The 25,667-nt window shown below is 61.0% G+C and carries 26 protein-coding genes; 18 read left to right on the forward strand and 8 right to left on the reverse strand.

From position 1 onward, the window contains the following. Positions 1-19 precede the first annotated feature (19 nt). Both rfbB and rfbA read left to right on the forward strand, forming a co-directional pair. Positions 20-1,102 (forward strand): dTDP-glucose 4,6-dehydratase, encoded by a 1,083-nt coding sequence (gene rfbB / locus PDR5_RS03590; protein WP_218188772.1) that lies wholly within the window; start codon positions 20-22, stop codon positions 1,100-1,102. 42 nt (positions 1,103-1,144) lie between these two features. Next, positions 1,145-2,068, forward strand: coding sequence for a glucose-1-phosphate thymidylyltransferase RfbA (rfbA, locus tag PDR5_RS03595; RefSeq protein ID WP_064593297.1), 924 nt, complete (start codon positions 1,145-1,147; stop codon positions 2,066-2,068). A gap of 36 nt (positions 2,069-2,104) precedes the next feature. Here rfbA and PDR5_RS03600 read toward each other — a convergent pair whose 3' ends face one another. Then, positions 2,105-3,241: an LLM class flavin-dependent oxidoreductase gene (locus PDR5_RS03600; RefSeq protein WP_039772929.1), complete on the reverse strand. Its 1,137-nt coding sequence runs from the start codon at positions 3,239-3,241 to the stop codon at positions 2,105-2,107. 125 nt (positions 3,242-3,366) lie between these two features. Between PDR5_RS03600 and PDR5_RS03605 the strand changes: the two genes are divergently transcribed. The 7 genes from PDR5_RS03605 (at position 3,367) to PDR5_RS03635 (ending at position 12,559) form a co-directional block, all read left to right on the forward strand. Then, on the forward strand, positions 3,367-4,272 hold the full coding sequence (locus PDR5_RS03605; RefSeq protein ID WP_257784438.1) for an NAD(P)-dependent oxidoreductase: 906 nt from the start codon (positions 3,367-3,369) through the stop codon (positions 4,270-4,272). A gap of 230 nt (positions 4,273-4,502) precedes the next feature. Continuing rightward, complete coding sequence (locus tag PDR5_RS03610) at positions 4,503-5,660, forward strand: oxidoreductase (RefSeq protein ID WP_064593299.1); 1,158 nt, start codon at positions 4,503-4,505, stop codon at positions 5,658-5,660. A gap of 135 nt (positions 5,661-5,795) precedes the next feature. After that, positions 5,796-6,896, forward strand: a complete 1,101-nt coding sequence (locus tag PDR5_RS03615; RefSeq protein WP_064593300.1) for an efflux RND transporter periplasmic adaptor subunit — start codon at positions 5,796-5,798, stop codon at positions 6,894-6,896. After that, complete coding sequence (locus PDR5_RS03620) at positions 6,893-9,970, forward strand: MexW/MexI family multidrug efflux RND transporter permease subunit (protein ID WP_064593301.1); 3,078 nt, start codon at positions 6,893-6,895, stop codon at positions 9,968-9,970. The genes PDR5_RS03615 and PDR5_RS03620 overlap by 4 nt, the downstream gene beginning before the upstream one ends. A 9-nt stretch (positions 9,971-9,979) precedes the next feature. Then, entirely contained in the window at positions 9,980-11,431 is a 1,452-nt protein-coding gene (locus PDR5_RS03625; protein WP_064593302.1) for an efflux transporter outer membrane subunit, read from the forward strand. A gap of 130 nt (positions 11,432-11,561) precedes the next feature. Then, on the forward strand, positions 11,562-11,927 hold the full coding sequence (locus tag PDR5_RS03630) for an ArsR/SmtB family transcription factor (protein ID WP_039772921.1): 366 nt from the start codon (positions 11,562-11,564) through the stop codon (positions 11,925-11,927). A 74-nt stretch (positions 11,928-12,001) separates the two neighbouring features. Next, positions 12,002-12,559, forward strand: coding sequence for a chorismate--pyruvate lyase family protein (locus PDR5_RS03635; RefSeq protein ID WP_064593303.1), 558 nt, complete (start codon positions 12,002-12,004; stop codon positions 12,557-12,559). A gap of 52 nt (positions 12,560-12,611) precedes the next feature. On the opposite strand, the gene PDR5_RS03640 is transcribed toward PDR5_RS03635, so the two are convergent. The 3 genes from PDR5_RS03640 to PDR5_RS03650 all read right to left on the reverse strand — a co-directional run bounded on the left by PDR5_RS03640 (position 12,612) and on the right by PDR5_RS03650 (position 14,510). Further along, positions 12,612-12,887: a helix-turn-helix domain-containing protein gene (locus PDR5_RS03640; protein ID WP_007953837.1), complete on the reverse strand. Its 276-nt coding sequence runs from the start codon at positions 12,885-12,887 to the stop codon at positions 12,612-12,614. A gap of 59 nt (positions 12,888-12,946) precedes the next feature. Beyond that, a complete protein-coding gene (locus tag PDR5_RS03645) occupies positions 12,947-13,456 on the reverse strand; it encodes a flavin reductase (RefSeq protein ID WP_007953834.1) in 510 nt (169 codons plus the stop codon). 172 nt (positions 13,457-13,628) lie between these two features. Then, positions 13,629-14,510, reverse strand: coding sequence for a LysR substrate-binding domain-containing protein (locus PDR5_RS03650; RefSeq protein ID WP_064593304.1), 882 nt, complete (start codon positions 14,508-14,510; stop codon positions 13,629-13,631). A 141-nt stretch (positions 14,511-14,651) separates the two neighbouring features. Here PDR5_RS03650 and PDR5_RS03655 point away from each other — a divergent pair, with 141 nt between their 5' ends. Then, positions 14,652-15,416, forward strand: coding sequence for a sulfite exporter TauE/SafE family protein (locus tag PDR5_RS03655; RefSeq protein WP_064593305.1), 765 nt, complete (start codon positions 14,652-14,654; stop codon positions 15,414-15,416). On the opposite strand, the gene PDR5_RS03660 is transcribed toward PDR5_RS03655, so the two are convergent. Further along, positions 15,406-15,720 (reverse strand): putative quinol monooxygenase, encoded by a 315-nt coding sequence (locus PDR5_RS03660; protein ID WP_064593306.1) that lies wholly within the window; start codon positions 15,718-15,720, stop codon positions 15,406-15,408. The genes PDR5_RS03655 and PDR5_RS03660 overlap by 11 nt on opposite strands. A gap of 201 nt (positions 15,721-15,921) precedes the next feature. On the opposite strand from PDR5_RS03660, the gene PDR5_RS03665 reads away from it, so the two are divergent. The 4 genes from PDR5_RS03665 to PDR5_RS03680 all read left to right on the forward strand — a co-directional run bounded on the left by PDR5_RS03665 (position 15,922) and on the right by PDR5_RS03680 (position 19,240). Further along, positions 15,922-16,512, forward strand: a complete 591-nt coding sequence (locus PDR5_RS03665) for an NAD(P)H-dependent oxidoreductase (protein WP_064593307.1) — start codon at positions 15,922-15,924, stop codon at positions 16,510-16,512. 60 nt (positions 16,513-16,572) lie between these two features. After that, positions 16,573-17,484 carry a LysR family transcriptional regulator gene (locus tag PDR5_RS03670; RefSeq protein WP_064593308.1) on the forward strand — a complete coding sequence of 304 codons (912 nt, stop codon included), beginning with the start codon at positions 16,573-16,575 and terminating at the stop codon, positions 17,482-17,484. 103 nt (positions 17,485-17,587) lie between these two features. Next, the gene (locus PDR5_RS03675; protein WP_064593309.1) at positions 17,588-18,481 is read left to right on the forward strand and encodes an NAD-dependent epimerase/dehydratase family protein; all 894 of its coding nucleotides are present in this window, start codon (positions 17,588-17,590) and stop codon (positions 18,479-18,481) included. Between the two features lie 141 nt (positions 18,482-18,622). Further along, on the forward strand, positions 18,623-19,240 hold the full coding sequence (locus PDR5_RS03680; RefSeq protein ID WP_064593310.1) for a Fic/DOC family protein: 618 nt from the start codon (positions 18,623-18,625) through the stop codon (positions 19,238-19,240). Between the two features lie 9 nt (positions 19,241-19,249). Here PDR5_RS03680 and PDR5_RS29610 read toward each other — a convergent pair whose 3' ends face one another. Continuing rightward, entirely contained in the window at positions 19,250-19,528 is a 279-nt protein-coding gene (locus PDR5_RS29610; protein WP_156669308.1) for a hypothetical protein, read from the reverse strand. 140 nt (positions 19,529-19,668) lie between these two features. Here PDR5_RS29610 and PDR5_RS03685 point away from each other — a divergent pair, with 140 nt between their 5' ends. From PDR5_RS03685 to PDR5_RS03700, 4 genes are all read left to right on the forward strand, one after another. Then, complete coding sequence (locus PDR5_RS03685) at positions 19,669-21,018, forward strand: GntP family permease (RefSeq protein WP_064600663.1); 1,350 nt, start codon at positions 19,669-19,671, stop codon at positions 21,016-21,018. A gap of 15 nt (positions 21,019-21,033) precedes the next feature. Beyond that, complete coding sequence (locus PDR5_RS03690; protein WP_064593311.1) at positions 21,034-21,894, forward strand: MurR/RpiR family transcriptional regulator; 861 nt, start codon at positions 21,034-21,036, stop codon at positions 21,892-21,894. A gap of 1 nt (position 21,895) precedes the next feature. Beyond that, positions 21,896-23,353 (forward strand): D-aminoacylase, encoded by a 1,458-nt coding sequence (locus tag PDR5_RS03695; RefSeq protein ID WP_064593312.1) that lies wholly within the window; start codon positions 21,896-21,898, stop codon positions 23,351-23,353. A gap of 117 nt (positions 23,354-23,470) precedes the next feature. Then, the gene (locus tag PDR5_RS03700) at positions 23,471-23,839 is read left to right on the forward strand and encodes a glyoxalase superfamily protein (protein WP_064593313.1); all 369 of its coding nucleotides are present in this window, start codon (positions 23,471-23,473) and stop codon (positions 23,837-23,839) included. Here the strand turns inward: PDR5_RS03700 and gliR are convergent. Together gliR and PDR5_RS03710 are read right to left on the reverse strand one after the other, a co-directional pair. Beyond that, on the reverse strand, positions 23,836-24,864 hold the full coding sequence (gliR, locus tag PDR5_RS03705; RefSeq protein ID WP_064593314.1) for an AraC family transcriptional regulator GliR: 1,029 nt from the start codon (positions 24,862-24,864) through the stop codon (positions 23,836-23,838). The genes PDR5_RS03700 and gliR overlap by 4 nt on opposite strands. A 239-nt stretch (positions 24,865-25,103) precedes the next feature. Further along, positions 25,104-25,487: a DUF6124 family protein gene (locus PDR5_RS03710; protein WP_064593315.1), complete on the reverse strand. Its 384-nt coding sequence runs from the start codon at positions 25,485-25,487 to the stop codon at positions 25,104-25,106. Between the last annotated feature and the right edge of the window lie 180 nt (positions 25,488-25,667).

The following is a 25,667-nucleotide window of genomic DNA, read 5'->3' on the forward strand; positions in this document are numbered from 1 at the left end:
TTTGCCAGGGGAGGCGCTGATGAAAATTTTAGTGACAGGGGGCGCGGGCTTCATTGGCTCGGCCGTGGTGCGGTTTCTGATCGATGAGACCGAATGTGAAGTGATCAACGTCGACAAGCTGACCTACGCCGGCAATCTGGAATCGCTGGCCGATGTGTCCGATTCGCCGCGTTACCGTTTCTGCCAGGTCGACATCTGCGACAAGCCGGCGCTGGACGAACTGTTCGCACGGCTGCAACCGGATGCGGTGATGCATCTGGCCGCCGAGTCCCACGTGGACCGCTCGATAGATGGCCCGCAAGCCTTCATCGAAACCAACATCGTTGGCACCTACACGATGCTCGAAGCGGCGCGAGGTTACTGGAACCGACTGGATGCGGCGCGTCAGGCGGTGTTCCGTTTCCATCACATTTCCACCGATGAGGTGTATGGCGACCTGGAACCCGAAGATCCGGCGTTCACCGAGCGCACGCCGTATGCGCCAAGCTCGCCGTACTCGGCGACCAAGGCCGGTTCCGATCATCTGGTTCGCGCCTGGCATCGCACCTTTGGCTTGCCGGTGGTGATGAGCAACTGCTCGAACAATTACGGGCCGTATCACTTCCCGGAAAAACTGATTCCTCACGTCATTCTCAATGCGCTGCAAGGCAAGCCGTTGCCGGTGTACGGCGATGGCGCGCAGATTCGCGACTGGCTGTTCGTCGAGGATCACGCCCGCGCCCTGTATGCGGTGGTCACTCGCGGTGAGGTCGGGCAGACCTACAACATCGGCGGCCACAACGAGAAGACCAACCTCGAAGTCGTGCAGACCCTGTGCGACCTGCTTGAGGCACGCGGTGCGGAGAAGCCGCCGGGCGTTGCGCACTTCCGCGACCTGATCACCTTCGTCAAGGATCGTCCGGGCCACGACAAACGCTATGCCGTCGATGCCGGAAAAATTCACGCGACGCTGGGTTGGACGCCGCAGGAAACCTTCGAAAGCGGCATGCAGAAAACTGTCGACTGGTATCTGGATAACCGTGCCTGGTGGATGCGGGTGATGTCCGGCGCCTACGCGCTGGAGCGCCTCGGCGAGCAACGCGACGAAGCCCTCGTGGCCTGAACATTCCGTCATTCAAATCTCACTGCTTGAAAGGAAAAAAGCATGGCCAAGTACAAAGGAATTCTGCTGGCGGGCGGCGCCGGTTCGCGTCTGCACCCGATCACTTTGGGCGTCTCGAAACAGTCGCTGCCGGTGTATGACAAACCGATGATCTACTACCCGCTGTCGGTGCTGATGCTGGCGGAAATCCGCGAGATCCTGATCATCTCCACCCCGGAAGATCTGCCGGGCTTTCAGCGCATGCTCGGCGACGGCAGCCAGTTGGGCCTGAGCCTGAGCTACGCGGTGCAACCAAGCCCGGACGGCCTCGCCCAGGCGTTCATCATCGGTCGTGAGTTCGTCGGTGAAGACAACGTCTGCCTGGTGCTCGGCGACAACATTTTCTACGGCGCCGGTTTCGGTGAAACCCTGCTGCAAGCGGCGGCGCGTGATGACGGCGCGACGGTGTTCGGTTACTACGTGGCCGATCCCGAGCGCTTTGGCGTGGTGGAATTCGATGCTACCGGCAAGGCCCTGAGCATCTGCGAAAAACCGAGCGATCCAAAGTCCAACTACGCCGTCACCGGCCTGTATTTCTACGACAACGAAGTGCTGCAGATTGCCGCTGACATCAAGCCGTCGCCGCGCGGCGAGCTGGAGATCACCGACGTCAACAACGTCTATCTGCAACGCGGCAAATTGAACGTGTCGGTGATGGGGCGTGGCATGGCGTGGCTGGATACCGGCACCCACGATGCGTTGATGGAGGCCGGCAATTTCGTCCAGGCCATCGAGAAACGCCAGGGCCTGAAAATCGCTTGCCTCGAAGAAATCGCCTACCACAAGGGCTGGATCGACGACGCGCAGTTGCTGGTGCATGCGGGCAGCATGAGCAAGACCGGTTACGGTCAGTATCTGGCCCGTTTGATTCACGATGACGTGGTGGTGGCGATGGATGCGCAGCGCCCGTTGAAAGGCGCTGCCTGATCAAGTGTGGGAGCGAGCCTGCTCGCTCCCCCAGGTTCAGTGGCCGGTCACGCTGTCGAGTTGGGCAGCTTTGACCGTGGCGCGTGGATCGGCCGACGGAGTTTGCAAACGGGCCAGGCGATTGGCGTGCGTCGGCGCTTCGGCCGCCAGCGGCGAACGGCGTTTGCGGGTTTCTTCACGCAGCACCGGCAACACTTCCTTGCCGAACATGTCGAGTTGTTCCAGCACCGTTTTCAGCGGAATGCCGCCATGGTCGAACAGGAACAGCTGGCGCTGGTAGTCGCCGAAGTACTCGCGGAAGGTCAGGGTCTTGTCGATGATTTCCTGAGGGCTGCCGACGGCCAGCGGGGTCATTTCCATGAACTCTTCCAGCGACGGGCCATGGCCGTACACCGGGGCGTTGTCGAAGTAGGGACGGAACTCCCGGCGCGCATCCTGCGAGTTGCGGCGCATGAAAATGTGCCCGCCGAGACCGACGATCGCCTGCTCCGGCGTGCCGTGACCGTAATGGGCAAACCGCGCGCGGTAGAACTCGACCAGCGCCATGAAATGCTCACGGGGCCAGAGGATGTGGCTGGCGAAAAAACCGTCGCCGTAATACGCCGCCTGCTCGGCGATTTCCGGGGTGCGGATCGAGCCGTGCCAGACGAAGGGCGGCAGGTCATCGAGGGGCCTGGGGATCGAGGTGAAGTTTTTCAGCGGGGTGCGAAAGCGTCCGCTCCAGTTGAGGTCTTCTTCGCGCCAGAGCCGGTGCAGCAGGCGATAGTTCTCCATCGCCAGTGGCAGGCCGTCGGCGATGCTTTTGCCGAACCAGGGATAGACCGGTGCGGTGTTGCCCCGGCCGAGCATCAGGTCCATGCGGCCGCCGCAGAGGTTTTGCAGCAGCGAATATTCTTCGGCCAGGCGCACCGGATCGTTGGTGCTGATCAGGGTGGTGGACGTCGAGAGAATGATGCGTTGGGTCTTGGCGGCGATGTAGGCCAGCAGCGTGGTGGGAGAGGAGGTGATGAACGGAGGATTGTGGTGCTCGCCGGTGGCGAACACGTCCAGTCCGATGTCTTCGGCTTTCTGCGCAATTTGCAGGGTGGCCTGGATGCGCTCGGATTCGCTGGGGGTACGGGCGTTGGTAGGGTCTTGTGTGACGTCGCCAACGGTGTAGATCCCGAATTGCATAAAGCCTCCTTGCCTTGGGTAAAGGTGTGTTTGGAACCCTCGCCGCGAAGAATGAATCGTCGCGGCACTTGAAATGTACGCCTGTACACGTACAATCGCAATTCTGCATCATCGTCTGAACGGCTTTGAACACCTCATCGAGAGAGGAACGCGACATGGAACTGGGATTTATCGGTCTGGGCACGATGGGCGCACCGATGGTGCTGAACCTGCTGAAAGCCGGGCATCGGGTCCGCGTGTGGAATCGTTCGACGGCACCGCTGGAGGCACTGGCCGCGGCCGGCGCCGAAGCTGTCGAGACACCGGCGCTGGCGGCCCAGGCCGAGGTGCTGATCTCGATGCTCGGCGATGACACGGCAATCCGCTCGGTGTTCTTCGACGCCAAGGCGCTGGACGGTCTGCGGGCCGGCAGCGTTCACGTCAACATGTCCACGGTGTCCGTGGCGCTGGCCAGGGAACTGGCGGCCTTGCATGAAGCACGCGGCGTCGGTTACGTGTCGGCACCGGTACTGGGGCGTGTCGATGTGGCGGCTGCCGGCAATCTGAACATTCTCGCCTCCGGGCCCGCCGAAGTACTGGCTCGGGTACAGCCGTTGTTCGATGTGCTGGGGCGCAAGACCTGGACGCTCGGCGACACGGCCGAGGTGGCCTGCGCTGCCAAACTGTCGGCCAACCTGATGATCGCCTCGGCAATCGAATCCATGGCCGAAGCCTCGACCCTGGCCGGCGGCTACGGCATCAGTCGCGAGGCGTTCATCGAGATGATCACCTCGACCCTGTTTGCCGTGCCGGTCTATCAGGGTTACGGCAAGCTGATGGTCGATGAAACATTCGAGCCGGCGGGTTTCAAGTTGTCGCTGGGTCTCAAGGACGTGCGCCTGGCGCTGGAAGCTGGTGAAGCGGCGCAGGTGCCGCTGCCGTTTGCCAGCGTGTTGAAGGACAACCTTCTGGACGGCATGGCCCATGGTCAGGCCGATCAGGACTGGGCCTCGCTGTCGAAAGTCAGTGACCGGCGTGCCGGCGTGAAGTAATCCAAAAGTTTCAAGCAACGTAACTTGTGCGCAAGTTACGTTGGCCTTTTGCGCCTTGCGTTATTGTCGGACAGTGATTGCTCTTTTATTGGGAAATGAAAGAAGTCTGATAATAGTGCTTGTCAAATGTACGACTGTAGACGTACATTTTTATCGGGGTTTAACAACAATAAAAGTTCTGTCTGTTTTTTCGTCTGCTGATCGTAAATAAATAATAGCTAGGAGCCGTTATGAAAAATCTAATGCAATGGAACAGCCTTCCCTCCGAATCCAATGAATGGCTCGAGAAGGTGCGTGCACTGAATCCGCTGATTATTCAGCACCGCGATTACAGCGAGCAGACCAATGCGACGCACAAGGATGTGATGTCCCGATTCTTCAAGGAAGGTTTTGGCCGGACCTCGGTGTCCAAGGCGTTCGGCGGGTCCCAGGTAGATATCCAGACCACCTCGGCCCTGCTGCTGGAATTCGCCCGGTTTGACGCCTCGCTGTCCTGGCAACTGGCAGTGCAAGTGGCGATGGGGCGCCTGTCGGACTACCTGCCGGAAGCCACTTCCGAAGCGATCTACAACCACTGCGACGGTTTCGTGATCGGCGCCATCCACTCCGGCGGCGAAGCGCTGCCGATGGGCGACGAGTACCTGCTGAGCGGCAAATGGGCGTTCGCCAGCGGCTCGGCCCACGCCGACTGGCTGGTCTGCACCGCGACCGTCAAAGGCACTGAAAACAACACTAATCCGGAAGTGCGGATGTTCTTCGTGCCCGCCAGCCAGTGCACCATCCTGCCGACCTGGGACACCCTGGGCATGCGCGGCACCGGCAGCCATCACTTCCAGTGCTCCAACGTGATCGTCCACAAGTCTTTCTCGCTGGATGTCGAAACCCTCAAGCAATCCCCCGAAGCGCGCAATTCCCGGGCCTATGCCACCGGTTACTACGAGTTCGGCACCCTGGCGGCGATGTCCACCGTGCTCGGCGTGGCCCGGGCTGCGGTCGATCACTTCCGCAATGACCGCGCCGTGAACACCGACCCGGGCCTGGAAGGGGTGATCTTCGAGAAGACCGGTCGCGCCATCTCCTCGGTGCATACCGCACAACTGCTGCTGGAAGATGCGATCCATCAGGTGATCAACCGGGGTGAAACCATCGGCGAACCGGTCAGCGCCCGCGTCGGCCTGGCAGCCTCGGTGCTGACCGAGAACTCGGTCAATGCGGTCAACCAGATCTACTCGATGGCCGGTTCCAAAGCCGTCTACAAGTCGCACTTCCTGGAGCGTTGCTTCCGCGATATCCACACCGGTTCGAAGCACTTCACGTTGTCGCCTTTGAACTTGCACGGTATCGGCAAGTATTACCTGGATAAAACCAACGTACTGGCCGCGGCGTAACAGCGGATAAATAAAGCGGGCGCGTTTACAAGTGAAAGTTCACAGGGATCGATAACGCGCCCGTCTTTAGTTGCACCTTTATTTTCTTAAAACTCAAACTTTTGTGCTCGCAGCAAAGAGTCAAGGGAGTGCCACATGCTTGCTCGAAACATTATCAAGTCGCTGATCTTTATTGTTTTTGTGGTGGTGTTGTCCGCTGCACTGGGCTGGCGTTTCTGGTCGCCGCCACCGGCGGCGGCCGAGCAACGGATCCCCAGCACCCGGGTCGGTCTGGCCGTGGTCAAAAAGCAGCCTTACACCTACTACCTCGAGGCCATCGGCAAACTCGAAGCCCAGCGTCAGGTGCTGGTGTCGGCTGAAGTCAGCGGCAAAGTGGTGGACATCGATTTCGAGTCCGGCGATGAAGTGAAGGCGGGGCAAGTGCTGCTCAAGCTCAACGACGCGCCGGAGCAAGGCGAACTGGTGCGCCTGAAAGGCGAGTACGAATCGGCCAAGGCCCAGTTCGCCCGTGTCCAGGAGCTAGCCAAGACCGGCGCCGAAAGTCGTCGCGCCTTCGACAGTGCCCGCGCTCAATACGACGCGGCCAAAGGCGACATGGAGCGCATGCAGGCGCAGATCGCTCAACGCCATATCCGCGCGCCGTTCGCCGGCACCCTCGGCATTCGCCTGGCGCACCTGGGCCAATACCTGCAGGCCGGCAGCGCGGTGGCAACCCTGACCGATCCGGGCGTGCTGCGCGTCAACTTCACCCTCGCCGAGCGCGATGGCTCGCAAGTGCAACTGGGCCAGACCGTGCAGGCCAAGGTCGATGCCTGGGGTGATGTGACCTTCGCCGGCAAGATCGTCGCGGTCGATCCGCAGATCAACCAGTCCCACACCATCAACGTGCAAGCGGTCATTACCGACACGCAAAAACGCCTGCGTCCCGGCATGTATGCACGGGTCTCGGTGACCCTGCCGCAGACCGCCGAGCTGCTGATTCCGGAAACCGCGATCACCTACAACGCCTACGGCGAAAGCGTGTTCTCGGTCTACACCGACGAGGCCGGCGTGCAGAAGGTCAAGCGTGAAAGCATCAAGGTCGGCGAGCGCCGCGATGGCTGGGCGGTGGTCGACAAGGGCCTGACCGAAGGCGTGCAAGTGGTGACGTCCGGCCAGCTCAAGCTCCACGACGGCGTGGCGGTGGAAGGTGTCCCGGACACGATTGCTCTTAAACTCAGTGGGCTGGAAAAATGAATTTCACCGACCTCTTTCTTCGCCGCCCGGTGCTGGCCGTGGTGGTCAGCACGCTGATCCTGCTGTTCGGGGTGCGCGCGCTGATGAACCTGCCGATCCGCCAGTACCCGATGCTGGAAACGTCGACCATCACGGTTACGACCCAATATCCCGGCGCCTCTTCGGAACTGATGCAAGGCTTCGTCACGCAGCCGATCAGCCAGGCCGTGGCCTCGGTCGAGGGCATCGACTATCTGTCGTCGGCCTCGACCCAGGGCCGCAGCCAGGTGACGATCCGCATGGCACTCAACAGTGACTCCATCGCGGCGCTGACCGAGGTCATGGCCAAGGTCAACCAGATCAAATACCGCTTGCCGAAGGACGCGTACGACCCGGTGGTGGAACGCACGTCCGGCGGCTTCACCAGCGTGGCCTACGTCGCGTTCGCCAGCTCCAACCTGACCATTCCGGAGATGTCCGACTACATCTCCCGCGTCGTCGAGCCGATGTTCGCCGGCATCGAAGGCGTGGCCAAGATCAACATCATGGGCGAGCAGAAACTGTCCATGCGCCTGTGGCTCGACCCGCAGCGTCTGGCCGGTTACGGCATGACCGGGCAGGACGTGTCGGCGGCCATCGAGGGCAACAACTTCCAGGCGGCTCCCGGTCAGGTCAAAGGCCTGTACGTGGTCAGCAACCTGCGGGTCAACACTGACCTGAACAGCGTCGAAGATTTCCGCGACATGGTGCTGCGCAACGACAACGGCCACATCATCCGTGTGCGTGACGTCGGCACCGTGGAGTTGAACGCAGCCTCCACCGACACCAGCGGCGCGATGAGCGACGTACCGGCGCTGTTCCTTGGCCTGGACGCCGCACCGACCGGCAACCCGCTGGTCATCGTCAAACGCGTGCGCGAATTGCTGCCGCAGATCCAGGAAACCCTGCCACCGGGCGTGACCGTGCAGATCCCGTTCGAAGTGGCGCACTTCATTCAGTCGTCGATCGACGAGGTGAGCTACACCCTGCTCGAAGCGCTGGTGATCGTGGTGCTGGTGATCTACCTGTGCCTCGGTACGTTCCGCACCGTGCTGATTCCGCTGGTGACGATTCCGCTGTCGATGCTCGGCGCAGCGATGCTGATGCAGATGTTCGGCTTCAGCCTCAATCTGCTGACCTTGCTGGCGATGGTTTTGGCCATCGGGTTGGTGGTGGACGACGCCATCGTCGTGGTGGAAAACGTCCACCGTCACATCGAAGAGGGCAAGACGCCGTTCGACGCTGCGCTGATCGGCGCCCGTGAAGTGGCGGGGCCGGTGGTGGCGATGACCTTCACCCTGGCGGCGGTGTACGCGCCAATTGGCTTGATGGGCGGCCTCACCGGCACGCTGTTCAAGGAGTTCGCGCTGACCCTGGCCGGCGCCGTGGTGATTTCCGGCATCGTCGCGCTGACCCTGTCGCCGATCATGAGTACCCGTCTGCTGGACGCGAAAACCAGCGAAGGTTTCATGGCGGTCAAGGCAGATCGATTCTTCCAGTACCTGTCCCGTCGTTATGGCGCGCTGCTCGGCGGTTCGCTGGCCCGGCGCTGGATCAGCCTGAGCGTGGCGCTGGTGATCTTCTTCAGCCTGCCGTTCCTCTATCGCTCGGCGCAGACCGAACTGGCGCCGCTGGAAGACCAGAACATCCTGCTGACCGCAATCAAGGCGCCGCAGCACGCCAACCTGAATTACCTCGAGGCCTACGCCCACGAGTTGTACAAGACCTTCAACGAAATCCCCGAGGGTTACAGCAACTGGGTGGCGAACGGTTCCGACGGTCTGTCCAACAGCGTCGGCGGGATCAACCTGGTGGACTGGGAAAAACGCGGTCGCGATGCCAACACCATCCAGCCTGACTTGCAGGCGCGGGTGAACCAGATCGAAGGCACGAGCATTTTCGTGTTCCAGATGCCGCCGCTGCCGGGCTCCACCGGTGGCCTGCCGGTGCAGATGGTGATCCGCAGCGATCAGGAATACCTGGCGCTGTACAACGTGATGGATCAGCTCAAGCAAGCCGCGCAGGCCAGCGGTCTGTTCGCGGTGGTCGACAGTGATCTGGACTTCAACAACCCGGTGGTGGAAATCCAGGTCGACCGGGCCAAGGCCAACGCCCTGGGCATCCGCATGCAGGACATCGGCGAAACGCTGAACAGCCTGATCGGTGAGAAGTACGTCAACCGGTTCTCGTTCCATGGTCGCTCCTACGACGTGATCCCGCAGTCGGTGTCGGCGGATCGCCTGACTCCGGAAACCCTGAAGCTGTATTACGTGAAGGACCAGAAGGGCAATCCGGTGCCGCTGTCGACACTGGCCACTCTCAGCGTCAAGGTCGAGCCGAATCGCCTGACCCAGTTCAACCAGCAGAACTCCGCCACGTTCCAGGCCATCCCGGCGCCGGGCGTGACGTTGGGTGATGCAGTGGGCTTCCTGCAAAAACAATCGGAAGGTTTCCCCGCCGGCTTCAGTTTCGACTGGCAGTCCGACGCCCGCCAATACGTGCAGGAAGGCAACAGCCTGGCGTTCACCTTCGGCCTGGCCCTGGTGATCATCTATCTGGTACTGAGCGTGCAGTACGAGAGCTTCCGCGATCCGTTCATCATTCTGATCAGCGTGCCGTTGTCGATCTGCGGGGCCCTGGTGCCGCTGGCGCTGGGCATGACTTCCATGAACATCTACACCCAGATCGGCCTGATCACGCTGATCGGTCTGATCAGTAAGCACGGGATTCTGATGGTCGCGTTCGCCAACGAGTTGCAGCGCCAGCAAGGCATGGACCGCGTGCAAGCCATTCAGCATGCCGCGCAGGTGCGTTTGCGGCCGATCCTGATGACCACCGCTGCCATGGTGGTCGGCCTCGCGCCGCTGTTGTTCGCCAGCGGTGCCGGCGCCAACAGCCGCTTCGGCCTGGGCCTGGTGATTGTGGTGGGGATGCTGATCGGCACCTTGTTCACCCTGTTCATTCTGCCGTCGGTGTACACGCTGCTCAGTTCGATCAAGCAACCGAGCCACGCACCCGAAGCCGAGCCGGCCGGCGTGCCGCAACCCATCCTGTGAGGACGTGACATGCATTCGATTACACGTTTGATGCTGGCGCCGCTGGCGGCGTCCATCCTGTTGGCGGCGGGCTGTGTGAACTACGCCGGGATCGATCATCAGGGCAAATTGCTGGCGGTCGGCGATGCGCCGTCCGACAGCCTGAAAGACAAATTGCCGCCGGCCCAATGGCCGCGTGCGGATTGGTGGACATCGCTGGGCGATCCACGTCTGGGAGCTCTGATCGAAGAGGCTTACGCCAGCAACCCGGACTTGCAGGAAGTCGCTGCCCGGGTCGCGAAAGCCAACGCATTTCTCGACCTGCGCGACGCCGAGCGTTATCCGGAAATGGACGCATCGGCGGGTGTCACTCGCGGTCGGCTGTCGCGCTTCGAGGACTACAGCGGCGAGGGACACAAGTACTTCACCGCACGCAATCTGGCGGTGAATTTCAGCTACACCTTCGACCTCTGGGGCGGCCAGCGTGCCGCCTGGGAATCGGCGCTGAACAGCGCGAGAGCGGCGGAAGTCGATCTGCAATCGTCGCGGCTGATTCTGGCGGTCAACGTGGTCAAGGCTTACAACCAGTTGGCGTATGCGTGGCAGGTCTCGGAGCTCAATCAACGGGATCTGGAACGCTTGAGCAAACTGGTGGACCTGACGGATTCACGTTACGGCTCGGGCCTCGACAATCTGTCGCAACTCAAGCAGGTGCAGAGCCTCAAGGCGCGTTCGGAATCGACGCTGATCGGCGCCAACGAAGACATCGAAATCGCCCGCCTGCAGTTGTCGGCGCTGATCGGCAAGGGCGTCGATCGTGCGCACACGCTCGAGCGCCCATCGAGTCTGCAAGCGAGCGTGGTGGCATTGCCGGCGCAGTTGCCGGCTCAACTATTGGGCCGCCGTCCGGACATCGTCGCCGCACGTTGGCGCGTGGAGGCCGAGACTAAAAACGTCGAGGCGGTGAAGACCACGTTCTACCCGAACATCAATCTGGTGGCGGCGGCGGGGTCCCATGCATTGACCGGTGATGCGCTGTTCGCCGGGGTCAGCAAGTTCTGGAACGTGGCGCCGACGGTGTCGCTGCCGATCTTCGATGCCGGGCGTCTGCGCTCGGATCTGAAGGCCGGCAATGCCGAACTCGACAGCTCCATCGCACAGTACAACCGGGTGCTGAATTCGGCCCTGCACGAGGTGGCGATTTCGGTGACGCAGTTGCGTTCGTTCGAGCAGCAGATCGTCGTGCAGCGCGATGCCTGTGCAATTGCCCAGTCGTCCTACGATCTGTCGCAGTCGCGCTACAAGGCCGGGGAGGACACGTTCCTCGATGCGCTTAACATCGAGCAACAATTGATTCAGGACGAAATGCGCCTGGCCTTCCTCAACAGCAAGCACATCGACAGTTCGGTTTCGTTGATGGCAGCGCTGGGCGGCGGGTTCCAGGCGCCTGCGCTGGAGACCGCGCAGAGCAGCGATTTGTAGGTGTTTTGCGGGACGCCGCCTCCGGGGCGGCTGTCGCGGGGAAAAAACATCTTGTGTATAGTCTTACTGTTCTCGTATAGACGAATACAAGCCGGATTTTTCCCGCCTATATCATCAAGGGTACCTACCTATGAACGTCCCGAATCATCCCAATCAGGATCAGATCCTTCTGGAAAATGTGCTGTCCGCATTGGGAAGCCCGCTGCGCCTGACCGTGTTGAAAGTATTGGCCGATGGCCAGGAACATCCGTGCGGCCGGATCCTCAAGGGTGCATCGAAGTCGACCATGACCCACCACTGGCGGGTTCTGCGTGACAGCGGTCTGATTTGGCAGCGTCCTTACGGTCGGGAAAACCTGCTGTCCTTGCGTCGTGAAGACATGGACGTGCGTTTTCCGGGCCTGCTCGACTCGCTGCTGTCGGCGGTCAAGACCGATGAACAGACCATCAGCGTCATCAGCAAACACGAAGTGACCGAAGAAGTCGGAGCCGAGTGACAGACACCGCCGGTGAAGGGTTGGCCTTCCACGGCAACCAACAATTCACCATCACCAGGAAGGTGTGAGCGGGTATGGATACAAGTCATTACTGGTCATCGCGACCGCTGTCGGAATTGACCGGCTCCGAGCATCACTGGCTGTTTTTGCCCGGGGCGTTGACCCCGCGCCTGAAAGCCATGGGCGACTATTCAATCGAAGTCGTCGAGCAGTCCCATGGCCCGCTCAATCCTGAAGAAGCGCAAGTGCTGAACGTGCCGCCAAACACCATTGGCTGGGTGCGTGAGGTGGTGATGAAGCTCGATGGCGAGGCATGTGTCGCGGCGCGCAGCCTGACCAGCGTGCCGGCGCTGAATGGCGACTGGGCGGAGCTGAACGGCTACGGCCGTCGACCGCTGGCCGAGATTCTCTACACCTCGGAGCAGACCCTGCGCGAACCCTTCCAATGTGCCTTGCTGCCGCCCGGTGCGCCGTTGGCCGCGCTGTCCTATCGCTACGCGCCGCAAGCCGAACGTCTGTTGGCCCGGCGTTCGCGTTTCACCCGCAATGGTTCGGCGCTGCTGGTCAGCGAGTGCTTTCTGCCAGCGTTCTGGGCTCGGGTCGAGTACGCTCAGGCGCTCAAGTCGGCCTGATGAAATGAAACCTGCGGAAGCGAACCCCCGCAGGTTTTTTTTCGCCGGTTTTTCAGAGCCGGATCACCGCTTCGATTTGCTTGATGGCTGGCGTCAGCGCTTGCGCCAGTTGCTCGGCTTTCGAGGTCGGGCGCATGGTTCTCGACGAGCGCAGAAACAACGGATCATCGAAGCGCTTGCGCAGCCGTGCCAGCGATCCGCTGATGGCGGGTTGTTTGACGTGCAGACGTTCGGCCGTGCGCGACACGCTGCGTTCGCGGAACAGCACCAGGAAAATGATGATCAGGTTCAGGTCGATATCCGCGAAGTTGTCTTCATTGAATAGCATGGTTACATCCCTGTCATGACCCGCCGGCCGGCTTCAGCCGAGGCCGGCGGGTGTCTGGATCACTGCTCGGGTGCCAGGCGCAGTTCGTCGTTCAGACGGTAGTAACTGCGGTTGAAATAGACCAGGCCTTCCGTGGCCTCGCTGTGTTGCTGCAGCTCGAGAATTTCACAGTAGAAGATGCTGTGGGTGCCGACCTCGTCGACCTTGCTGACTCGGCAATCGAGGCTGACCAGCGCCTCCTCGATCACCGGCGAACCGGTCTTGAGGGTCTGGCAGTTCACGCTGGAAAAACGCTCCTGCATGCTCAACTGCCGATTGGCGAACGCACCGGAGGTCGACTGGTGGTCGCCGGTCAGGACGTTCACGCACAGTACGCCATTGGTCTTGAAATGCTCGTGATTGGACGACGAGCGATTGACGCACACCAGCAGCGTCGGCGGTGAATCCGTCACGCTGCACACCGCCGAGGCGGTAAAGCCGAAACGCCCCGCAGGGCCATCGGTCGTGACGATGGTGACGGCACTCCCCAGCATCGCCATTGCATTACGAAACTCCGTTGAATCAACCATCGCGTCACCTCATTCCATGTAGGTTTAATGGAGCCGATCCGTTCTTCCTTGTCCGTTGTCGTTGTGCGAAAACGGGTATCGGGCAACACGTTCGCTCTGGCGATATAGTACGTATGTATACGTACCTTGCAAGCTATTCCTTGTGCTTAATTTGCCGAAGAAAAAAACATGTTTACGGGAGTGCCAAGGCTTGCAACAAGGCTGTGGCATAGGGCGGCAACGCGGCGATGTCGCGGGCGCACAGCAACAGTTTGCGCCTGGCCCAGCCTTCGCTCATCGGCAGGGTCTTGAAGGCTTGCGGCGCGGCGCGCTGAACCGCCGCCAGCGGCACGATGCCCAGGCCGGCACCTCGGGCCACCATGCGCATCACCCCGTCGAAGCCATCGGCGCGGATGCGGATCTGCATCCGCGAGCCGCTGTGCAGCGCCTGCTCTTCCAGGTAAATCGCCAAAGCGCTGTCGGCCTGCAGCCCGACAAAGTCATGGCGCAGAGCGTCGCTGAAACTGACTTCAGTTGCGTCAGACAGTGGATGTTCCAAAGGCAGAATCAGCACCAGCGGATCATCGCGAAAGGCTAGGGTCTGCAAGTCGGTGGTGTCGATCGCGTCGGACACAATGCCCAGATCCGCCGCGCCCTGACGCAAGGCATGGGTGATGCGAGCGCTGGGCAGTTCCTGCAAATCGATGTCGAGATTGGGATGTTCACGCAGGAAATCCGCCAGCACCTCCGGCAGGTATTCGCTGAGCGCCGTGGTGTTACACAGCAGACGCACCTGGCCTCTGACGCCGCGGGCATATTCGGCCAGATCCTGTTGCAGACGTTCGGCCTGTTGCAGCAACACCCGCGCATGTTGCGCCAGGGCCTTGCCGGCCGGGGTTGGTGTGACACCACGGCGCCCGCGCTCGAGGAATTCGGTACCCAATGAAGCTTCCATTGCCCTGATACGCGCGCTCGCCGCCGCCAGCGACAGATGACTGCGTGCGGCGCCGGCGGTGATGTTGCCGCTGTCGATGATGTGCAAATAGAGGCGCAGGTCGGTGAGGTCGAAGTGCATGGGGCAGCCTCAATATCAGTGGTGTCGGTCCCGACGAAGAGGCCAGTGGCCGCAAAAAATCTACAAGCCTCTTGTGTTGAAAGAGGCTGCCTCAGTGTATGACAGATTTTCAGTCCATCCGCACAAGCGCAAAGTATCGCCATGAACGCACTCGCCGATTTCTATCAAAACCTCGGTCTGGCCCTGTCATTGCTGGTGATCGCGACGTTTGTCGTTGCCGGCATGATCAAGGGCGTGATCGGTCTCGGCCTGCCCACCGTCGCCATGGGTTTGCTCGGTCTGGCTATGGCACCGTCGCAGGCTGCGGCGTTGCTGATCATTCCGGCAACCCTCACCAACGTCTGGCAACTGGCGTTCGGCGGACATTTGCAGGGGCTGGTGAATCGGCTGTGGCCGATGCTGCTGGCGATTTTCCTCGGCACGGCCATCGGCACCTTGTGGATCGGCATGGCAGGCGGGCATTGGGTGGTGCGCGGACTTGGCGCGGCGCTATTGCTCTATGCGTTGAGCGGATTGTTCCTGCCGACGCTGAGTGTCAGTCGCCGCCATGAACCATGGCTGGGGCCGTTGTGTGGCGTGATCACCGGCGTCATCACTTCGGCGACGGGGGTGTTCGTGATTCCCGCCGTCCCGTACATGCAGGCCCTGGGCTTGAGCCGCGATGAACTGGTGCAGGCGCTGGGGCTGTCCTTCACCGTGTCGACCCTGGCGCTGGCCGGCGGATTGCTCTGGCGCGGGTCGCTCGGCGGCGCGGAGCTGAGTGCTTCGCTGCTGGCGCTGATCCCCGCTGTCCTCGGCATGTGGCTCGGCCAATGGCTGCGCCAGCGCATCAGCGCCGTGCTGTTCAGGCGGGTGTTTTTCATCGGTCTGGGCGCGCTCGGCGCCCATCTGCTGATCAGCGGTTAGCGGACGAATCGCTGAGCATTTCAATCGGGCGGATATCGAAATCCCGCTCCAGGTATTCCATGCGCTGGGCCAGGAACTGCTGCATGTGCGGCAGGTTCGAGTGCACGTCCAGATGCGCCTGGCTTTCCCAGATCTCGTAGAAGATGAACAGGGTCGGGTCTTCCTTGTCGCGCAGCATGTGGTACTCGATGCAGCCGGGTTCGGCGCGGCTCGGCTCGACGTAGGCGCGGAAAAACGCTTCGAAAGCCTCGGCTTTTTCCGGGCGGGTCTTGGCGTGCAGGATGAAACCCTGGCGTTCGCTCATCGCAAAAAACTCCTCAGATTCAGATGGCGGCCAATCCTACGGCAACAATCGGCAATCGATTCGTGCGTTTTACTCAAATGATTTTTGCGCCGTCGGTGCTTATTCCGCGCGAGGCGGATCGCTAATCTGCCGCCATTGCATTTTTCCACTTCTCCATCCAGCGCTCTGCGCTGCGCATCGGAATCCGATCGAGGCTCTCCCATGAAAAAAGTGCTGTTGCTCAATGGCGGTAAAAAATTCGCCCACTCCGACGGTCGCTACAACACCACCCTGCACGAAGCGGCGTTGAGCGTGCTGGATCGTGGCGGTCTCGACGTCAAGACCACCTTCATCGACGAGGGTTACGACGTCGCTGAAGAGGTCGCCAAATTCCTCTGGGCCGACGTGATCATTTATCAGATGCCGGGCTGGTGGATGGGCGCACCGTGGACCGTGAAAAAGTACATCGACGAAGTCTTCACCGAAGGCCACGGCAGCCTCTACGCCAGCGACGGCCGTACCCGTTCCGATTCCTCGCAGAAGTACGGCAGCGGCGGTCTGATCCACGGCAAGCAATACATGCTGTCGCTGACCTGGAACGCACCGCAGCAGGCGTTCGATGACCCGACCGACTTCTTCGAAGCCAAAGGCGTGGACGCCGTGTACTTCCCGTTCCACAAGGCCAACCAGTTCCTCGGCATGACCGGCCTGCCGACGTTCCTTTGTGTGGACGTGATGAAACGCCCGAACATCGAAGCGGATATGGCGCGTTACGAGCAGCATCTGACCGAGGTGTTTGGCCTCAAGGCCTGACGCTCGGCTACTATCGAAGGCCTGAGCTTGCGCAGCAGGCCTTTCGATTCGAGGACACCCGTGAAAGCCAGATCCGATGAGTTGCAGATTTTCGTCTGCGTGATCGAATGCGGTTCGATTTCCGCCGCCGCCGAGCAGGTCGGACAGACGCCGTCGGCGGTCAGCCGCACGCTGTCGCGACTGGAAGCCAAGCTCGACACCACGCTGATCAACCGCACCACTCGGCGCATGGACCTGACCGAGGAGGGCAAGTACTTCTTCGAACAGGCCAAGCTGATCCTCGACCAGATGGACCAGCTCGAAGAGCGCCTGTCTTCGCGCCAGCAGACGCCATCAGGGCGACTGCGGATCAACGCCGCGTCGCCGTTCATGCTCCACGCCGTCGTGCCGTACATCGACGAATTCCGCCGGCTGTACCCGGACATCCAGCTCGAACTCAACAGCAATGACCTGATCATTGACCTGCTGGAACAAAGCACCGACGTTGCTATCCGCATCGGCACCCTCGCCGATTCGACGTTGCATGCCCGCTCGCTGGGTTGCAGTCCGCTGCTGATCGTCGCGAGTCCAGCGTATGTGGAAAAACACGGTGCGCCGCGCGAAGTGGCCGATCTGAGCGAGCACACCTTGCTTGGCTTCACCCAGAACGAAGGCCTCAACCAGTGGCCGCTGCGTTACGTGCACGGCGACCGTTGGCCGATCACTCCGGCGATCAGCGCCTCCAGCGGCGAGACGGTTCGTCATCTCGCACTGGAAGGCCAGGGCATCGCCTGCCTCTCGCACTTCATGACCATCGACGACATTCGCGCAGGGCGCCTCAAGGTGTTGCTGGCGGAATTCAACAGCGGTTATCGCCAGCCGATCAACGCGGTGTACTACCGCAACTCGCAGCTGGCGCTGCGCATCCAGTGCTTCCTGGACTTCATCCAGAGCAAACTGGCGGCTTACGCCAGCGCTGATTTCAAGGGCTGATTCGTGATCCCTGCGCAACAGTGATTTGGTTGTGGGCGGGTTTTTCCACAGGACTCGCCGGTCGATACTCGCTCCATCACTTACTCACGCAGGGAGTTTCTCCATGAACGTATTCGTCACCGGCGCTGCCGGTTTTATCGGCGGCTCCATCGCCACCGGTCTGGTCCAGGCCGGCCACACCGTCACCGGTCTGGTGCGCAGCGCCGAACAGGCCAATGAGCTGAAAGCGCTGGGCATCACCCCGGTAATCGGCACCCTCGACGACAAGACACTGCTGGCCGAACAGGCCCGCGCCGCCGACGCCGTGATCAACGCCGCCAGCAGCGACCATCGCGGTGCGGTCGAAGCCCTGCTCGATGCCCTGCGCGGCTCCAACAAAGTGTTCCTGCACACCAGCGGTTCGAGCATCGTCGGCGATGCGTCCGGCGGCAAATCCAGCGACGTTATCTACTTCGAAGACAACCTGCCGGAGCCGACCGTCGACAAGGCCGCACGCGTGGCCATCGACAATCTGGTCCTCGCCGCAGCGCAGGACGGCGTGAACTCGGCCGTCATCTGCAACACCCTGATCTACGGCCACAGCCTGGGCGTCAATCGCGACAGCGTGCAACTGCCGCGCCTGCTGAAACAGGCACGTAAAAGCGGCGTGGTGCGTCACGTCGGCACCGGCCAGAACATCTGGTCCAACGTGCACATCGAAGATGTCGTGGCGCTGTACCTGCTGGCCCTGACCAAAAACGTCCCGGGCACCTTCTACTTCGTCGAAAGCGGCGAGGCGTCGTTCATCGACATGACCACCGCCATGGCCGAAGCCCTGAATCTGGGCCAGCCACAAGACTGGCCACTGAAAGATGCCGAAGCCGAGTGGGGCTACGAAATGGCCAACTACGGCCTCGGCTCCAACAGCCGCGTACGCGGCAAACACGCCCGCGAACTGCTCGGCTGGGCGCCGAAGCGCACGTCGGTGGTTGAATGGATTCGTAACGAAATGGTGTGAGGGTTGATTAAACCCGAGAGGGCTTTGCGACTAACCTGTGAACGGCTGCCTTTGGGCAGCCGTTTGTGTTTTTGGATTTGTCTTGGTGTCGGGGCAACACCCGGCGCTTTTCAATGTTCAGTGGCATCAGGAGGGGCAAGGATGGTTGATCGTTATGATGCCGAGGGCTCGCAAAGTTCTTATGAACCAGGCTCCGACGAACAGGTACTGAGCAATAAATTAGGGATAACCGATCCTGAAGACATGGATGACGCAGAGCTCATCCTGTTGGAAAAGTTGTACCAGTTCGTGCTCATCGAGCATTTGCCAAATCGGCCATTAACCGTTCAGGACCTGAAAGAGTGGCACCGACACTGGTTGGGCAATCTCTATTCATGGGCCGGCGATGTGCGTGCGGTGAATATGGGCAAGGATGGCTTTTTCTTTGCCGCAGCACCGCAGATTCCCCGACTGCTTGATGGTTTCGAGAGGGACTGTCTTGGCAAGTACACACCTTGCAAGCCTGATCTGGATGAAAACCTGATCCACGCCATCGCTGTCACGCACGTGGAGTTCATCCTGATTCATCCATTTCGCGAGGGTAATGGGCGTCTGTCGCGATTGTTGGCGGATGTCATGGCGGTGCAGGCGGGGTATGTACCGCTCGACTACAGCAGTTGGGAGCGAAACAAAGAGGCTTATTTTGCGGCAATCAACCAAGGGCTGAATTGCAATTACGAACCCATGGAGTATTGGGTTCGGCAGGCATTGTGGACTTGAGTGACGATCTCATTTGGCCAGAGAAAGATGCAGAAACTTGCTGTCCTTGAGCTTCAGCTTGCGTTCAATCGATTCAACGCTCTGACCCGTTTCGATGGCTGTCGAGCTGGCAATCGCGCGTATCAACGCTTCGGCAGTGAGCTTTTTGGGGCGGCGGCGCGAAGCAGTCATGGCAGGAACTCGATAGAAAGCGTCTGCCGAGTATAGCGCCTGGACTGATGTTGAAAACCTTGTGGTCTGGGCGAAACCTTCAGCCGGGTCATGAAAATCCCACCCCTCGATTTTCATTATTCGCGACAAGACATATCCAAAAACGACAACCCTTATCCCTCCACGAAAATTACTTTCACCTGGTTTGAAAACTCGATCTCGAAATGATTTATGAGTTTCACAACCCATTCGAACGTGACCCTTTCGAGGAGTACCGCATGACACCGTCCTTCGGCTATTGGCTGCTGGTGTACGCTGCCGTTGCCATCATCGCCCTGATCGTTCTGATCGCCCGTTACCGGCTCAATCCGTTCATTGTTATCACCCTGATTTCCATCGGCCTGGCGCTGGTGGCGGGGATGCCGCCGTCCGGGGTGGTGGGGGCGTATGAGGCCGGGGTGGGCAAGACGCTGGGGCACATTGCGCTGGTGGTGGCGCTGGGGACGATGCTCGGCAAGATGATGGCCGAGTCCGGCGGGGCCGAGCAGATGGCGCGCACGTTGATCGAGCGCTTCGGCGAGAAGAACGCGCACTGGGCGATGGTGTGCATTGCGTTTCTGGTGGGGCTGCCGCTGTTTTTCGAAGTCGGTTTCGTGTTGCTGGTGCCGATTGCCTTTACCGTGGCGCGGCGGGTTGGCGTGTCGATTCTGATGGTCGGTTTGCCGATGGTCGCGGGGCTGTCGGTGGTGCATGCGCTGGTGCCGCCGCACCCGGCGGCGATGCTGGCGGTGCAGGCCTATCAGGCGTCGGTCGGGCAGACCTTGCTGTACGCGATTGCCATCGGCATTCCGACGGCGATCATTGCCGGCCCCCTGTACGCCAAATTCATCGTGCCGCGCATTCAGTTGCCGGCGGATAACCCGCTGGAAAAACAATTCCTCGAACGCGAACCCCGCGACAGCCTGCCAGGTTTTGGTATCACCATGGCGACCATTCTGTTGCCGGTGGTGCTGATGTTGATCGGCGGCTGGGCCAACCTGATTGCCACGCCGGGCAGCGCTTTCAACCAGTTCCTGTTGTTCATCGGCAACTCGGTGATCGCGTTGTTGCTGGCGACGCTGTTGAGCTTCTGGACGTTCGGCATTGCGCAGGGTTTCAACCGGGAGTCGATCCTCAAATTCACCAACGAATGCCTGGCACCGACCGCCAGCATTACCTTGCTAGTGGGCGCCGGTGGCGGGCTGAACCGGATTCTGGTGGACGCCGGCGTCACCGATCAGATCGTCGGCCTCGCTCACGAATTTCACCTGTCGCCGCTGATCATGGGCTGGCTGTTCGCCGCGTTGATGCGCATCGCCACCGGTTCGGCCACGGTCGCGATGACCACGGCTTCCGGCGTGGTCGCGCCCGTGGCCATCGGTCTGGGTTATCCACACCCGGAACTGCTGGTGCTGGCGACCGGCGCGGGCTCGGTTATCTTTTCCCACGTCAACGACGGCGGCTTCTGGTTGATCAAGGAATACTTCAACATGACCGTGGCCCAGACGTTCAAGACCTGGACGGTGCTGGAAACCCTGATCTCGATTGTCGCTTTCGCCCTGACCGTCGGTCTTTCTTACCTGCTGTAGTCGGAGTTATCCGCCATGGACATCCTTTATCAGATCCGCGCCCGTCAGGATTCCTTCAGCGCCGGTGAAGGACGCATCGCCCGTCTGATGCTCGACGACGTAGGATTTGCCGCCTCCGCCAGCCTCGAAGACTTGGCGCAGCGGGCCGAAGTCAGCACCGCTACGCTGTCGCGCTTCGCCCGCACCGTCGGTTGCCGCGACCTGCGCGACCTGCGCCTGCAACTGGCCCAGGCCAGCGGCGTCGGCAGCCGTTTCCTCGACCCGGCGGGCACGCCCGAACAGTCGGCGTTTTACGGGCAGATCGTCGGCGATATTGAAACCACGCTTCGCCAGCATCTGGCGGCGTTCGATGAATCGCGCTTCGCCGATACGGTGAAACTGCTGGGCCAGGCGCGGATGATCCACGCCTTCGGCATCGGCGGTTGCTCGACCCTGTGCAGCGATGAGTTGCAAGTGCGGCTGGTGCGCCTCGGCTACCCGATTGCGGTGTGCCACGACGCGGTGATGATGCGCGTCACCGCCGCCAGCCTCAGCGCCGAGCAGGTGGTGATCGTCTGTTCGCTGACCGGCATCACCCCGGAGTTGCTGGAGACCGTAGCGCTGGCGCGCAACTACGGCGCACGGATTCTCGCCATCACCCGCGCCGACTCGCCGCTGGCGGAACTGGCCGACATCGTCCTGCCGCTGCAAGGCGCCGAGACCTCGTTCATCTACAAACCGACGGCGGCGCGCTACGGCATGCTGCTGGCCATCGACGTGCTGGCCACCGAGCTTGCGCTGGCCAATCCTGAAGACAATCAAGAACGTCTGCGGCGGATCAAACTCGCCCTCGACGAATACCGTGGCGGCGATGATCACCTGCCGCTGGGAGACTGACATGCTGTACGACACCCTGATTCGCAACGCGCTGGTCATCGACGGCAGCAACAACCCCGGTTACGCGGCCGACGTGGCGATCCTCGACGGCCGCATCGCGCAGATCGGCGACTTGGGCGATGCCCGCGCCACGGATGAAATCGACGCCGCCGGCCGTGTGCTGGCGCCGGGTTTCATCGACGTGCACACCCACGACGACACCGTGGTGATCCGTCAGCCGCAGATGCTGCCCAAGCTCAGCCAGGGCGTGACCACGGTGATTGTCGGTAACTGCGGGATCAGTGCGGCGCCGGTCAGTTTGCGCGGCGATCCGCCGGATCCGATGAACCTGCTCGGCTCGGCGGCAGCGTTCGTCTATCCGCGTTTCAGCGACTACCGCGCAGCGGTGGAAGCGGCCAATCCCACGTTGAACGTGGCGGCGCTGGTCGGGCATACGGCGCTGCGCAGCAATCATCTTGATGATCTGTTTCGAACCGCCACTGACGATGAAATCAGCGCCATGCGCGAGCAGTTGCGTGAAAGCCTGGAGGCGGGCGCCCTTGGGTTATCCACAGGGCTGGCGTATGCGAGTGCGTTCTCGGCATCCACCGATGAAGTCATGCAATTGACCGAAGAATTGAATGCGTTCGGCGCGGTGTACACCACCCACCTGCGCAGTGAATTCGAACCGGTGCTGGAGGCGATGGACGAGGCCTTCCGCATCGGCCGCCACGCTCAGTCGCCGGTGATCATTTCCCACCTCAAATGTGCCGGCGCCGGTAACTGGGGTCGCAGTCCGCAGTTGCTCGCCTCGCTGGAAGCCGCGGCGAAAACTCACCCGGTCGGCTGCGATTGCTACCCGTATGCGGCGAGTTCTTCGACGCTGGATCTGAAGCAGGTCACCGACGCCCACCGCATCACCATCACCTGGTCGACGCCGCATCCGGATATGGGCGGTCGCGACCTGATGGACATCGCCGCCGAATGGAACCTGTCATTGCTCGACGCCGCCAAACGCCTGCAACCGGCGGGCGCGGTGTATTACGGCATGGACGAGAACGACGTGCGCCGGATCCTCGCCCATCCGCTGTCGATGGTTGGCTCCGATGGCCTGCCGGAAGACCCATTCCCGCACCCACGTCTGTGGGGGGCTTTCCCACGGGTGCTCGGACATTTCAGTCGTGATGTCGGGCTGTTTCCGCTGCACACCGCCGTGCACAAGATGACCGGTCTGTCGGCGTCGCGATTCGGTCTGAAGGAAAGGGGCGAGATTCGTGAAGGCCACTGGGCGGATCTGGTGTTGTTCGACCCGGCAACCGTGCGTGACGTGGCGGATTTCAACGACCCGCAACGTGCCGCGCAAGGCATCGACGGGGTGTGGATCAATGGTGTGTTGAGTTATCGCGACGGCCAGGCCAACGGGCAGACAGCAGGGCGGTTCCTGGCGCGCCAGGGCGATCTGCGCGACGGCTTTCGTTGAATTTTGCTGACTGCGTCACGGTGATGGCACATTGCAATTAAAGAAAGCCATCACCAAGCCGAATTGCTGACATCCACCCCGGCTACACTCTGGGGCCAATCAGTCAGGGAGCAACCCATGAGCTTCGGCAAAACCACCCCGATTCTGCGGATTTTCGATGAAGCCAAAGCCGTGGAGTTCTACGTCGACTTCCTGGGCTTCAAGATCGACTGGCAGCATCGTTTCGAACCCGGTTTCCCGTTGTACCTGCAAGTGTCGCGCGGCGAGTGTGTGCTGCATCTGTCCGAACACCACGGCGATGCGACACCGGGTTCGGCCCTGCGGATCGAGACCGATGAACTGGAGGCGTTTCAGCAGCAGTTGCTGGCCAAGGAATACACGTTTTCGCATCCACAGATTCAGGCCATGCCGTGGGGCAGCCAGGACATGACCATCGCCGATCCGTTCGGTAATCGTCTGGTGTTCACCAACGCGATCAGTCTTTAGCCGTCGTTCGACACCCGGTGAATCTGCCGAAACTCACCGGGCGGCATCCCGCGTCGGCTCTTGAAGGCGCGGTGAAAGGAGCGTGATTCGCTGAAGCCCAGATACTGGGCGATGTCCTGAATCGGCAGGGTGCTGTTGAGCAGGTAATGCTCGGCCAGTTCCTGGCGCAGTTCATCGAGAATCTGCTGATACGACGTGCCGGTCTGATGCAACTGGCGTTGCAGCGTGCGCACCGACACGGCGAGATGTTCGGCGACTTGTTCCTTGCGCGGCAGGCCTTCCTTGAGCAACTGGCGCAGGATGCTTTTGACCCGCTGCTCCAGCGACGCATCCTCCAGTGTCGCCATCAAACTCTGCGCGTGCTCTTCCAGGGTGCGCAGCAAATGCGCATCGGCCTGGCGCAACGGCAACTGCAAATACGGTAGCGGCACGATCAGTGCGGAATACGCCTGATCGAACAGCACCGGGCATTCAAAAAACTGTTCGTACTGCGTCAGCGTCGTGCCCGCCGGGAGTGAGTGTTCCAGCCACACCGCGGCCGGCGACAGTCGGGTATCGGCGATCCAGCGCGCGTATTGCAGCCAGGAGCCGAGCACGTTTTCCACCAGATGCCGGCGAATCCGCGGGCGCTCAAAGCGACAGCTCCAGATCAGGTGTACGTGGCTGTCGTGTACCTCGGCGCGGCTGACGCCCATGTCGCCCACCAGTTTTTCGAACGGCATGATGCGGCTCATGGCATCGCCCAATGTCGCGCAATTCATGGTGATGTAACCCAGCACGCTCCACGAGTTGGGCAGGACGAAATTCGCCGCGTTGAGGCCGAACAGCGGATCGCCCGAGTGTTCGCAAAAGTAATCGAGCAACCGCTCATGGGTTTCACCCGGCAAGCGCAGGCTGTTGTCGCTCAACTGCTGCGCCTGCAACCCGGCCGCCGCCAACGCAGGCTCGATGGCCAGGCCCAGATGTTCGGCATGGCGCAGGTACTTGAGCAGCGGCGGGACGGAGGTGAAGCCGAGCGATTGCATGACCGAATCCTCTTGATCGAGGCCGCCGTGGGCGGATGAGCGCTCTGAAAGGTAATTTGAATCCGCGAATAAAGTAAATGGCTGACGCTTGCGCGACGTTGGGGGTTGAGGTGATCAGCCCTTGGAGAATTTGAGCGAGACAAGCCTTAAGCCTTTGTGACAAAGCCCGCGTCCTGCGGGCTTTGTCATTGAACGATCAATAAGAAGCGGCGAGCACACCGCACTCGCCACCTCCCGCATCAGTCCGTCGGCAAGACCTTGTCCAGCGCACGGTTAACGGCCAGTTCGGCGATCATCACGATCTGGGCGATGCCTTGCAGGGTCTTACGGTGGCTGCCTTCGACCAGCGCCACATAATTGTTGAGCATGACGGTGGCGGAGCCGAGGGATTCGCTGGCGTCCACCAGCAGGGATTCGGTATCGGCTTCGGGGTGAGCCTGGTAGAGGGTGTTGGGTTTGTAGGGCGCGGCCATGATGTGGGCGCTGAGTGGACCCAGGTGATAATCGAGGGCGCGTTCGGCGGCTTCGTTGAAGCGTTTCGAACCGGGGCATTCGTAGGGGGATGCCGGATCCGGGAGGGTTGTGGGTTCGGTGAGTGGTGGGTTTGGCGTTACCTTGAACATAGATGCTTACCTCTGATGAGGCTGCGCCCATTTCGCCGCTGAGCAAAAGGGAGGCAGCTGTGCGCAAGTTAGCGGCCCGGTAAGCATCACAACCCGGCGCATCCGAAGATGCCATGCGCACAGCCACCATCAAGTGCAGGCGAATGCCTGACTGGATCGGACGTGTACAACCGTGAACGC

The sequence above is a fragment of the Pseudomonas sp. DR 5-09 genome (assembly GCF_001655595.1).
Lineage (GTDB): Bacteria > Pseudomonadota > Gammaproteobacteria > Pseudomonadales > Pseudomonadaceae > Aquipseudomonas > Aquipseudomonas pharyngis.

Excerpts from the sequence above, each read along its gene's own strand:
- PDR5_RS03710 (WP_064593315.1), bottom strand. The coding sequence starts at position 25,487 with ATGTTCAAGGTAACGCCAAACCCACCACTCACCGAACCCACAACCCTC.
- PDR5_RS29610 (WP_156669308.1), bottom strand. The coding sequence starts at position 19,528 with ATGAAAATCGAGGGGTGGGATTTTCATGACCCGGCTGAAGGTTTCGCC.
- PDR5_RS03695 (WP_064593312.1), top strand. The coding sequence starts at position 21,896 with ATGCTGTACGACACCCTGATTCGCAACGCGCTGGTCATCGACGGCAGC.
- PDR5_RS03630 (WP_039772921.1), top strand. The coding sequence starts at position 11,562 with ATGAACGTCCCGAATCATCCCAATCAGGATCAGATCCTTCTGGAAAAT.
- rfbA (WP_064593297.1), top strand. The coding sequence starts at position 1,145 with ATGGCCAAGTACAAAGGAATTCTGCTGGCGGGCGGCGCCGGTTCGCGT.
- rfbB (WP_218188772.1), top strand. The coding sequence starts at position 20 with ATGAAAATTTTAGTGACAGGGGGCGCGGGCTTCATTGGCTCGGCCGTG.
- PDR5_RS03625 (WP_064593302.1), top strand. The coding sequence starts at position 9,980 with ATGCATTCGATTACACGTTTGATGCTGGCGCCGCTGGCGGCGTCCATC.
- PDR5_RS03600 (WP_039772929.1), bottom strand. The coding sequence starts at position 3,241 with ATGCAATTCGGGATCTACACCGTTGGCGACGTCACACAAGACCCTACC.
- PDR5_RS03635 (WP_064593303.1), top strand. The coding sequence starts at position 12,002 with ATGGATACAAGTCATTACTGGTCATCGCGACCGCTGTCGGAATTGACC.
- PDR5_RS03650 (WP_064593304.1), bottom strand. The coding sequence starts at position 14,510 with ATGCACTTCGACCTCACCGACCTGCGCCTCTATTTGCACATCATCGAC.
- PDR5_RS03700 (WP_064593313.1), top strand. The coding sequence starts at position 23,471 with ATGAGCTTCGGCAAAACCACCCCGATTCTGCGGATTTTCGATGAAGCC.
- PDR5_RS03690 (WP_064593311.1), top strand. The coding sequence starts at position 21,034 with ATGGACATCCTTTATCAGATCCGCGCCCGTCAGGATTCCTTCAGCGCC.
- PDR5_RS03615 (WP_064593300.1), top strand. The coding sequence starts at position 5,796 with ATGCTTGCTCGAAACATTATCAAGTCGCTGATCTTTATTGTTTTTGTG.
- PDR5_RS03680 (WP_064593310.1), top strand. The coding sequence starts at position 18,623 with ATGGTTGATCGTTATGATGCCGAGGGCTCGCAAAGTTCTTATGAACCA.
- PDR5_RS03645 (WP_007953834.1), bottom strand. The coding sequence starts at position 13,456 with ATGGTTGATTCAACGGAGTTTCGTAATGCAATGGCGATGCTGGGGAGT.
- PDR5_RS03655 (WP_064593305.1), top strand. The coding sequence starts at position 14,652 with ATGAACGCACTCGCCGATTTCTATCAAAACCTCGGTCTGGCCCTGTCA.
- PDR5_RS03640 (WP_007953837.1), bottom strand. The coding sequence starts at position 12,887 with ATGCTATTCAATGAAGACAACTTCGCGGATATCGACCTGAACCTGATC.
- PDR5_RS03675 (WP_064593309.1), top strand. The coding sequence starts at position 17,588 with ATGAACGTATTCGTCACCGGCGCTGCCGGTTTTATCGGCGGCTCCATC.
- PDR5_RS03665 (WP_064593307.1), top strand. The coding sequence starts at position 15,922 with ATGAAAAAAGTGCTGTTGCTCAATGGCGGTAAAAAATTCGCCCACTCC.
- PDR5_RS03660 (WP_064593306.1), bottom strand. The coding sequence starts at position 15,720 with ATGAGCGAACGCCAGGGTTTCATCCTGCACGCCAAGACCCGCCCGGAA.
- PDR5_RS03620 (WP_064593301.1), top strand. The coding sequence starts at position 6,893 with ATGAATTTCACCGACCTCTTTCTTCGCCGCCCGGTGCTGGCCGTGGTG.
- gliR (WP_064593314.1), bottom strand. The coding sequence starts at position 24,864 with ATGCAATCGCTCGGCTTCACCTCCGTCCCGCCGCTGCTCAAGTACCTG.
- PDR5_RS03610 (WP_064593299.1), top strand. The coding sequence starts at position 4,503 with ATGAAAAATCTAATGCAATGGAACAGCCTTCCCTCCGAATCCAATGAA.
- PDR5_RS03685 (WP_064600663.1), top strand. The coding sequence starts at position 19,669 with ATGACACCGTCCTTCGGCTATTGGCTGCTGGTGTACGCTGCCGTTGCC.